Below are 8,624 nucleotides of genomic sequence, written 5' to 3' on the forward strand. Positions count from 1 at the left end.
ACCATTACTAGAGATTAGGAGGTTTATATGGAAAAGCAAAAAAATATGTATACACCAAAAAACGAGGACAAAACGGAAGACGCAATGGAAATTTCAAGTTTTAAGAATGCTCAAGAAATGCCTACTCAATATGTGAATTTTTTCGGTTGTAAAGCAAGCTGGTTAGAAGATGACATGGAGTAAATCTATCTAAAAAGGCCACAGATGTCACAGTGTGACATCCTCGTGGCCTTTTTGATGTTTCATCAGAAGCGAATAGCCCCTACCAAGCAATTCCATATAAACGATATTCTCTAAGGTTTGATTGATATCTCGCATATTATTTCCAAACACTGATTCGCGAATTCCATGATCTGAAATGTAAATAGTTGCCCCAGTTTTATCAGCCAACTCCATTGAACCTAATTATATATTTTTTTGCTTGACCAATGAAGGGAAAATATCAATATGATTTCCATTTTCTTTACCATTCATGAACAATACTGAAATGAAACTCAAAAGTGCTGAAACCAATACGAGAATCATCGCAATTTTAAAAACCTCTTCACTACTGTATGCTGATGCGTTCAATCTTTTGATCAGATAGCCCATGCTTAGTGATATGATCCCGCTTCCGACAAATTCACCTATGTTCACTACTGAAATAGCGATACCTGTATATTTAAGAGGATTTACATTTTTCACATTAGAGAAAACAAGGATATGGCAAATCATGAATATACCCATTAAAAAGAATATAACTGACCATTGGTTAACTGGTGGCTGCCCCTTAAAAATAACCAGGATATATAGCCACAGCAAGGCATAACCAGAACTTGCGAAGATCAAAATTTTCTTTATTTCTCCACCAAGTAAATCTGAAACTTTTCCAACGATTGGAGCTCCAACGATAAACCCATAGGTTATAAAGGAAAGATAATAGGCTGCTCTTTCACCATTCATATGATAAACCGTTTTGAGATACCCGTTGCCCCAGAGTCCAAGAACTGCTGTTAATGAACCCACAAAGAATACCATTATAAAAAAGTTGGGATAATTTTTTTTATTGGTTAAAACAAATTTCACGCCTTCTCTGATATTGATTCTACTACCACGACCACTTTGTGGCTGCTCTTTTACAAACAGAAAAATTGCTATGGATAAAATTACGGTTATAATGCCAAGAATCACAAAGGTATCTCGCCATCCGAAATTGAGCGCTATATATGTTAAGGGGATGGTCGCAAAAAAAGCACCGAAGTTTCCAAAAAGCGATGTCAATCCTGATAATGTGGAATACATATTTTTTGGAAACAATGTTGCTTGCAACTTCATAATAGAAACAATAATCACAGATGTCCCTATACCAACCAGCAATCTAGCAAAATAGGTTAAATAGATCAAATGTGAAAATCCAAAGATAAATGAGCCGACTGCTGTAACAGCCATCCCTATTGTACATATTTTTCTGACACCGATGGTGTCGACCATAATGCCAACAGGGAGTTGCATCAAAGCATAACCATAGAAAGTCATTGCAGCCAGATTGGCAATCTGAACACTATCAAGATTCAAATCAAGCATCAACTGATCTGCAACAGAACCAATTGCCAATCTATGAAAAAATACAATTACAAAACCAAAGACCAAGATTCCCCATGAAACCCAACGATTAATTTTCAATATATTTAACTCCTAATATTTTTTTGTTGATCTGATTTCACTGATGTCACGCATGTACCCGTTGATAAATACACTCGCATCTATGTTGTATGCAACACTGTCAAATCCTTTTGCAAATGCATCTTTTGTAGCCTCAACACTGCCAGCATATATAATTGCAGGCTTATTTGCTTTTTTGCAGGCATTTAGTATGCGCTCAATCGCTTCAAGGAATCTTGGATGATCAAACTGAACTGGAACGCCTAACGAAATCGACAAGTCAAATGGTCCAACAAATATACCATCAATGCCATCAAGCTGAACCACTTCCTCAATGATTTCAAGTGCACCCACAGTTTCACATTGCGGTAGAACCAATATTTCTTCGTTGCATTTTTTCATGAAAGTTTCAATACCTGCACTAATGTTCTCGTCGTATCCGTAATTGTTAGAACGTACACCTGCAAAACCTCTGTTCCCTAATGGTTTATATTTTGCAAGTGAAACAACCCTTTTAAAATCCTCTATAGTATTCAGCATCGGGACAATAATGCCTTTTGCACCCTGGTCCAGACAGCGCTGAATTTCTTTGTGATCTGTATTCGCAACACGCACAAACGGTGTAATCCCAGCAAGCTCCGCACCGCGAATTAAGCCAATCATATTCTCGGTATCATAAGGTCCATGTTCTGTATCTATAATCACATAATCAAGCCCGAACTCACCCATACACTCTATATGACTCTGTGTTGCCATCACTAAAAAATCGCCCAATTTTTTCATGGATTCCTCAATCACATGTTCATTGATTCCTGCAAAGGATAAGCGCAAATACTGACTGCCGTCAAGTCCTCGAGGCAGTCCAACCCAAATATAATGACGTCATATTTTTCTGCTAGTAAAGCCATCTGTTTTCTCTTCTGTGCTGACATGGAAATTCCTGTAGGATTCTGAAATGTGGGCATTGTATATATAATTTTCGGATGATACTTATTTATTTTTGCTTCAAGATCCTCCATATTCAAACCATCCGCATCCATAGCACAAGATTGGCACTTAACCTCAAAACTATCAAACAACATCTTTGCGTGGACGAATGTTGGTGATTCCACAAGAACCACATCACCCGGATCAAGATACAATTTGCACACAAGATATAGGGCTTGAATGCCACCTGCAGTAATCATTATCTCATCCATATTCGCTTTAATTCCATTTGGAATCAAAAGGTTTTCTTGCACCGCTTTTCTCAAAGTTGTGAGTCCAATGGTCGCTCCGTAAGAAAATGCTTGCATCGCTTTTTCTTCATTGCTCAGGACTGACAGTGTTTTTACCTCTACCAATAGTTTACTTCATCGAGCAATTATTTGCCATTGTATTTCGAATAACTTTTGGGATCCACCAAACGAAAAAAGACCGCCAAAGGCGATCCATTTCATTGGTGGAGATGGAGCAGCACCGTCCGTATACACGTCCAATCTGGTGCGGCCTGTTGCAAGCGTTACACGGTGTTATGTTTATGATGAATTTTACAAAATCTATAAATCGTCACAGAATCAAACAATTTTGCTTAGTATTCTTCTAATTTTAGGCAACTCCATTGATATAACATTCCAAACAATACTCATGTCAATGCTGTCATAATCATGTATTAGAACATCTCTTATTCCTGCCATTTTCCTCCAAGGTACTGTATCATATTTCTCCTTGAAATCATCTGAAATTCTTTTGGCGATTTCACCTATGATCTCAATATTTCTCATGACGGCATCTTGTATGATTATTGTTTCGTAAAAGACATCTCGTCCTTCAACGGTATAATCTTGAATTTTATTAATTGCATCCAATATTTGATTAACATAAGTTTGATCTCTATTCATATGAGTACTGCACTCCTTTTGATACTATTACCAATCTCATTATCTTTGAGTCCATTCTCTGAAACTACATCTACCCTTTTATTCAATAGACTTTCAAGTTCCAACTTAATCTCAACAAGATCAAAAAGAGTCGCATCGTCCCTAAACTTTACCAATATATCGATGTCACTTTGATCTGTTGCATTACCAGTCACAGTAGATCCAAATACCTTAACCTGGCTACCTTTATTTTTTTCAACGATTTTATAAATATCTTCTTTTTTATTCAACAATTCGTCGATAAGCATCAATATCACTCCTATCTACCTGTTTTCAAGTGATTTCTTATACTATAATTATACAATAATAAAACAGCAGTGTCACTTCAAATGGGAGAAGAGCATCCACTGTATAAAAACATTTCAGTTCCGTTCGAACAACAAGAGTGAGATTTTTGCGCATTCAGAAGAATCTATATTAATATTGCACTTATCACACCATCTCCACCAGGATCGCTCCGTTCCTGCAATATCCAATCACAACAGCATGGGGAGTCGAGCAGCCACTACGTGTTTGTGGTTCGACTCCCAGCTCTGCCGGTAAAAGGAAAGACCCATGCGTTTGCATGAGCCTTTCCTTTTATTGGTGGAGATACTTGAGTGCCAATTCTTTTTGCCTAATCAAAACCTCAGAAAGAGGCGCATCTACATCATTAACAAAGGTATAATATGTCGGGTCATCTATAGCAGTAACCCATCCGATTTTGGCACCTCCTAAATCATAGTGGTCTAACGGATCGACCTCATTACTTTCAATCAGGAACTTGATACCGCTATTCGTATACACAGTTAGGAACGTTATCTCAGGATCTAAATAAGATACTTCGAATGTCCCCATGAAATCCTCAAATAGAATCAAATCCGTCTTGAGAACAGCTATTTCAACAACATCGGCAATAAGGCTGACGTAAGACTTACCTTGAATCAACACAGTACCGCTGATTATACCATCTGAGGCTCCTGTATCTAGTACATTGTCTTCACCCCAGGAACCCAAACGAGATTTGCCCAAAAAGTTAAAATTTGAATTCGTTATTATAAGATTGTCAGCACTCTCGATGTATTCAAAAGCACTTGTAATTGAAAACTGACAGCCTGAGATATCAATGGTCCCAATACTTCCGAAACCGCTGCTGCCGAAACCTCGGCCATCGGTATCCACTGTTACCACCGAGTCAATGAAACTCCAGTTCGACATTTCATATTTTCCATTGTGAAATGCAGCTGGAAATCTGCCCCAGTTATCACTAATTCCGTCTATCTGTGTAATTCTCATATTGATTGTCAGGTTGAGGTTTCTGATGGTGGCATCTCCGCCGCAAATTAGCGCGCTCGCTCCAGCCTCAGTACTGAGACTCAATGTCGCTTCAGTGTCACTACTTATGAGTACAATATCTCTTTCGCTTTCTATAGGAGCGAAGGAATACCGGTAACCACCAGAATCGTATGCACCGTAATTATAAAAAGAGCTTTTGTCTGAAAAAGTAACTGTAATAGCTTCGCTACCATCTTCACCTTCTATATAAATCAAATGATCATTATCGGTCCATAGCGTCAGGCCTTTAAAACAAACGTCTGTGACTTCTTTTGTAATAAAGATACGCACGACATCAGGTAAATTCCAGGATTCACCGCTGATATCAGGGATACCGCTTACAGTAAGTCCATTTCCTGTTATGGTAAGCGTAGGAACGTACACATTGTAATAATTCATTTCCATAGTGTATGTGTATCCAGAGATTGTACCCATGTTTATATCCTCGGTTGTCGTTCCATCAGAAATTTTGAGCCCTGTAGGCAACTCTACTTCATACTGCCTTGAATATTTCGCTGTATATGCAGCATTACCAGTAACGGGAACAATATCTGGTTCCCAACCGATAAAGGTATAAGTATAAATAGAGTCTGCTGCTTTCGTCGGTTCCGGTATTCCCGTTATTACATAGCCGTATGAGCAGGTAATCGTGATGATGCTCTCACCTTCTGGGAAGTCGATGTCGGGATTTTCTGGGAATACGCCTCCGTTTGCGTCAAAGGTGACAGTGTACGTCTTTTCTGTGAGGACTCCGTAAACAGCGGTATATGTCATATCGCCAGTAACTGTGTATGTCGCCCCTGGTAGATGAATGACGCCTAACTGATCCCTCCAGCCTGTAAAAACGTAAGTGTTGTAATCGTCTTCATCCCTTACGAATGAATCTTCCCCAAACAAACTGGCTGTGGTCCCATATATGAAGTCATTAATAGTATAAGTCTTTTGACCAGTGGACTTGTAATAGCCCTCTCCTCCGTCAAAAGTGATGGTGTAGTTGCGTATTTCATAGCTCCATATAGCGGTATATTCAACTGTAACACCAACTCTATCAATTATATCAATTTCAACTGGACCCCAGCTGGTGAAGGTGTAAACACGATCATCAGTATAGACAGGCTCAAATGTATTGTTTGCATCGATGTAAGCTTTCGCCACCTCAGCATATTCACCATAGGTTGACATAATGGTATGGGTCTTACCTCCAGTGCTCAGCTCGCCATACGGGGTGGTGAACTTAATCGTATAGAGAATAGGAAACGGCGTAAATAGTGCTGTAATTGTCATATCACCGGTCACTGTAAAGTTATCGCCACTGTCCCACCCGCTGAAGTTATAATAGTAGTCTTCGTCAGAGTCCTTTGTCGGAGTAAACCAAACGTAGTCCGAAGCATTATATGTGCCAACTGGTAATAACACTGTGAAGGAGATATCTGATCCATTTAGAAATGTCACCTTAAACTCCCTACTATAGACAGGTCTTACCGTCCAACCTTCATACACACCGGGATTGGTCCATTTATCCCACTTGACGAATTCTCTACCTCCTTTTGAAACTTCCCAGTGCATGAATTTATTTGCGTCTCCATCTGGATGTTCAGGGCTTGTGCTTAAAATATCGGGCAAATTGCCTATGTTGACCGTAACCCTACCAACTGGTATTCCATTATGATCTTGCATGGTAACATCAAAGGTCTTTACCTTCATGACAGCAGTGAAAGTCATATCACTACCAGCAATCGGAGGATTCTTCGGATCGTAATCCACTATTCCGTCACCATTCGTATCCCACCCAAGCATTTCACAACCATTGTAAGCGAACCAGTATGAGCTAGGAATTACAATTGATCCACCAAACCTATAGCTGTTGGTCCAAGTCGATGTACCATATTTAACGGTCCTTCCCATTACAATATATTCCATTGCAGGGTATCTGATGGTGACTGTACAGTTCTCTCTCTGCTGATACTCAGCTTCATAACGTGCAAGAGATAAGAAATTGAAGGACTTTCCATTATATGTTCCTTGGTAATAGGCGTTATAACAATCGGTTAATGTTCCGGATATGCTATACAGCGATTTTGTCGTATCAAGGCCCACGAAAACATTGTCGTTTCCGTATCTCAAGGCAGCCTCCATGGGTATGACCTCGTTAAAATAATAATTACCACGAGTATATCCCCAATAGCCTGAGGCCACAAACCATTCTTTGAATCCCATTTCAGGCGTACTATTGTATTTTGCAGGGGGTACTGGCTTTTCTCCGCTGTTCAGCGGATAAACCTCGAAATGCCATTCACCGTCATAATAGGTGATGTAAGAGATTAAGCGCTGGTACGGAGTCATGTTGATTTTGTATATAGTGTCACGAATAATTGGCACGTTGAAATCATTATCATACCCGGTGATCTTATGGCTCTGCATATATGAAGACAAATCAATAGAACCCGGTATTTCAGCTAGCAGAACTGTTCTTTCATACAGCACGGTTTCTTTTCCGTCAATGTTGACAACATAGGTCGCTTTGGCTGTGTCAATACCAGAAAATTGAGAAGCGTCTATGCTTGAGTCAATCCAGGTAAGTTTGACCGTCTTTGGCGTTTCTATAGCATAAGGTTGTCCGTTGATATCGAAATATATCTCCCGTGGCCCCGTGAAGGTAAGTGCACTGCCGTTGTAATAAATGTATGCAGTTACATCAAGGCGTTTGATATTCGATCCCAAAAGTGTTTTGTTTATATTGATCGCATTATTCTCAGTGGATAGGTAAGGTGAAGAATACCCTACTGCAAATTTTGACGGATCGGCGAAACTGCCCGTGACCTTTTCCCCTGTCTTAAGGTCGATGAACTCAGCAGCCAGCAGTCCGTTGGAGCTGTTCAGTTGTAGAGACTCAGTATTCATCAGTATGTGCGTCTCATTGTTCAGAAATTTTGACAGGACATACCTATCCCCTACAGATAATAACGGGAACTTGAGATCGAGCACCGTTAATCCGGCTCTGGCGCTGAACGTTTTCGATTCAACGAAAAGTTCCGTTTCCAGATATAATCCGAGTTCCATATATATCGCACCATCGAGAGTGATTCCTTTTTTCCCACTGTAAATATAGTCATTTGGATATGTTTTTCTTATTGTTGCGTGTGCAAATCCATATAAGTCTATATATGCTCCGAACTCAAGAGAGGTGCCCAATTTGCCCAGATCTTCCAGTCCAAAGAAAGATATGGTCATCGTCCCTTTTAGACCGGTCTTGAAGCCCACGTAGCCCGCGGCGTAGATGTCGATTGCATAGCGGTTGTTGCCAAACAGTTCGTGGTCGTAAGTTACAAGGTAACCTTCCCTCGAGTTGCCTGCTATGCCTATCTGCCGGGCGGTTAAAAGAGTTGTTTCAGACGAAATACCCGCAGCAAAATTGGCTTTTATAACAAAATCCAGTTTTATATGGAATTCAGCAATCGGGAGTTCAGGAATTATTTTTACAGGGATATCAATTATATTTGCCTCTACAAGGTCAATGTAATCCCCCTTATCACCAAGCACCTTTTTAAGGATTTCAGCTGGATCATCATCCTCACTTTCAGCATTTCCCTGCAACAGCTTATTGATTTCCTTCGTCACGTCAATATTATATGCGTATTCCGGCGATTGATTTACAGATTTAACCAGTACGGTCATAAATATATCGGTCTGGGAATACAAATTAATCGCATAATCAAAATCGAAATTATCCATTCCTTTTATATTTCCCCC

7 protein-coding genes are annotated in these 8,624 nt (G+C 39.7%); 1 reads left to right on the plus strand and 6 read right to left on the minus strand.

From position 1 onward, the window contains the following. Positions 1-27: 27 nt before the first annotated feature. Complete coding sequence (locus tag IBX40_08505) at positions 28-183, plus strand: hypothetical protein (protein MBE0524353.1); 156 nt, start codon at positions 28-30, stop codon at positions 181-183. Between the two features lie 222 nt (positions 184-405). On the opposite strand, the gene IBX40_08510 is transcribed toward IBX40_08505, so the two are convergent. From IBX40_08510 to IBX40_08535, 6 genes are all read right to left on the minus strand, one after another. After that, positions 406-1,662: an MFS transporter gene (locus IBX40_08510; protein ID MBE0524354.1), complete on the minus strand. Its 1,257-nt coding sequence runs from the start codon at positions 1,660-1,662 to the stop codon at positions 406-408. Positions 1,663-1,674: 12 nt separating this feature from the next. Next, entirely contained in the window at positions 1,675-2,424 is a 750-nt protein-coding gene (locus IBX40_08515) for a hypothetical protein (GenBank protein MBE0524355.1), read from the minus strand. Positions 2,425-2,435: 11 nt separating this feature from the next. Next, positions 2,436-2,984 (minus strand): PLP-dependent aminotransferase family protein, encoded by a 549-nt coding sequence (locus IBX40_08520; protein ID MBE0524356.1) that lies wholly within the window; start codon positions 2,982-2,984, stop codon positions 2,436-2,438. A gap of 213 nt (positions 2,985-3,197) precedes the next feature. Next, positions 3,198-3,521 carry a DUF86 domain-containing protein gene (locus IBX40_08525; GenBank protein ID MBE0524357.1) on the minus strand — a complete coding sequence of 108 codons (324 nt, stop codon included), beginning with the start codon at positions 3,519-3,521 and terminating at the stop codon, positions 3,198-3,200. Next, entirely contained in the window at positions 3,518-3,808 is a 291-nt protein-coding gene (locus IBX40_08530) for a nucleotidyltransferase domain-containing protein (GenBank protein MBE0524358.1), read from the minus strand. The genes IBX40_08525 and IBX40_08530 overlap by 4 nt, the downstream gene beginning before the upstream one ends. A 331-nt stretch (positions 3,809-4,139) precedes the next feature. Continuing rightward, complete coding sequence (locus IBX40_08535) at positions 4,140-8,606, minus strand: InlB B-repeat-containing protein (protein ID MBE0524359.1); 4,467 nt, start codon at positions 8,604-8,606, stop codon at positions 4,140-4,142. Positions 8,607-8,624: the final 18 nt, after the last annotated feature.

It is taken from the genome of Methanosarcinales archaeon (assembly GCA_014859725.1).
In the GTDB taxonomy this organism is placed as follows: domain Archaea; phylum Halobacteriota; class Methanosarcinia; order Methanosarcinales; family Methanocomedenaceae; genus Kmv04.

Coding starts and splice junctions, on each gene's coding strand:
- IBX40_08505 (MBE0524353.1), top strand. CDS start 28: ATGGAAAAGCAAAAAAATATGTATACACCAAAAAACGAGGACAAAACG.
- IBX40_08515 (MBE0524355.1), bottom strand. CDS start 2,424: ATGAAAAAATTGGGCGATTTTTTAGTGATGGCAACACAGAGTCATATA.
- IBX40_08525 (MBE0524357.1), bottom strand. CDS start 3,521: ATGAATAGAGATCAAACTTATGTTAATCAAATATTGGATGCAATTAAT.
- IBX40_08530 (MBE0524358.1), bottom strand. CDS start 3,808: ATGCTTATCGACGAATTGTTGAATAAAAAAGAAGATATTTATAAAATC.
- IBX40_08535 (MBE0524359.1), bottom strand. CDS start 8,606: ATGGATAATTTCGATTTTGATTATGCGATTAATTTGTATTCCCAGACC.